The sequence below is a fragment of the Azospirillum sp. B506 genome, assembly GCF_000333595.1.
Lineage (GTDB): Bacteria > Pseudomonadota > Alphaproteobacteria > Azospirillales > Azospirillaceae > Azospirillum.
This window is the reverse complement of sequence record NZ_BADK01000567.1, coordinates 1-1,662: the sequence shown is the minus strand read 5'-3', so window position 1 is coordinate 1,662 and position 1,662 is coordinate 1. Positions and strand designations below refer to the sequence as shown.

General features: G+C 69.0%; 1 protein-coding gene. It reads left to right on the top strand.

Annotated features, from left to right (window positions below; translation table 11 throughout):
* Nucleotides 1-1,662, top strand: a 1,662-nt coding sequence (locus I71_RS16705; RefSeq protein WP_280109887.1) for a calcium-binding protein, incomplete at both ends; no start/stop codon positions are given.

Below are 1,662 nucleotides of genomic sequence, written 5' to 3'. Positions count from 1 at the left end.
CGGGCGGGGGGCCGACACTTGGACGGCGGGCCGGAAACGATCTTCTCGAAGGCGGGACGGGGACGACAGTCTGCTTGCCGGCGATGGCGACGACACGCTGGTGGGCGGCGGCGGCACCAACACGCTGTCCACCGGGGCCGGCAACGACGTCATCCGCTTCGATGGCGGGCGCGAGACCATCTCCAATGAAGGCGGCACCGACACGCTGGTGATCGGCGGCGGGCTGACCAGGGCCGACCTGTATTACGCCCGCTTCGGCAACGACCTCTATCTGCGCTTCCGCAACCGTGGCGACGAGGTGGTGCTGAAGAACCGCTTCAATGGTGCCGGTGACGGGGCGAGCTATGTCCAGGCCGTGCTGTTCGCCAATGGCGAGCGGGCCGACCTGACCGATCCGGCCCTGGTGCTGGAGACGGTGGCCACCGATGCGGTGGAGAAGCTGGAGGGCTACAACGCCAACGACACCATCAGCGGCCTGGGCGGCAGCGACACCATCTATGGCTATGGTGGCGACGACCTGCTGGACGGCGGGTCGGGCAACGACGTGCTGTATGGCGGAGCCGGTGCGGACCGGCTGATCGGCGGCATCGGCGCCGACAGCCTGGAGGGCGGCGATGGCAACGACGCGCTGGACGGCGGTGACGACGCCGACCAGCTTGTCGGCGGCGCGGGCGACGACCTGATCCTTGGCGGCGTCGGCAACGATTCCCTGGATGGCGGTACCGGCAACGACAGCCTGTCCGGCGATGTCGGCGACGACAGCCTGAAAGGCGGCGACGGCTCCGACAGCCTGCTGGGGGGCGCCGGCAACGACTATCTCCAGGGCGGCGACGGCGCCGACACGCTGGAGGGAGGGGCGGGCACCAACACCGTCCTGACCGGTCTGGGCGACGATTTGATCCGCTACGACGGCGGGCGCGACACCATCACCAACGAGGGCGGCAGCGACGTTCTTGAGATCCGCACCGCATTGAGGCGGGAGGATCTCTATTTCGCCCGCTTCGGCAACGATCTGTATCTGCGCTTCCGCGGCGCGGCCGACGAGATCGTGCTGAAGAACCGCTTCAACGGCGCCGGCGACGGGGCGAGCTATGTCCAGACGCTGCTGTTTGCCGACGGGCAGCGGGTGGACCTGACCGATCCGACGCTGACGCTGGAAACGCTGGCGACCGCGGCCTGGGAGACGCTGGAGGGCTACAATGTCGGCGACCTGATCCAGGGCGTCGATGGCAACGACGTGATCTATGGCTATGGCGGCAACGACACGCTGGATGGCGGGTCCGGCAACGACCAGCTCTATGGCGGGGTGGGCAACGACACGCTGATCGGCGGGGCCGGGGACGACCGGTTGACCGGCGACGATGGCAATGACTTGCTGCAGGGCGGCGCCGGCAACGACAGCCTGACCGGCGGCGCCGGGGACGACACCCTGATCGGCGGGCTGGGCTCCGACCAGTCTTACGGCGGCGCCGGCAACGACCTGATCGACAACCGCGACGACAGCGGCACCGCTGCGTCGTTCAACGTCGCCTATGGCGAGGCGGGGAACGACACCATCCTGGGCGGCGACGCGGGCGAGACCTTCTCCGGCGGCGATGGCGACGACCGGCTGGAGGGCAATGCCGGCAACGATTGGCTGGAGGGCAACGCCGGCAACGACAG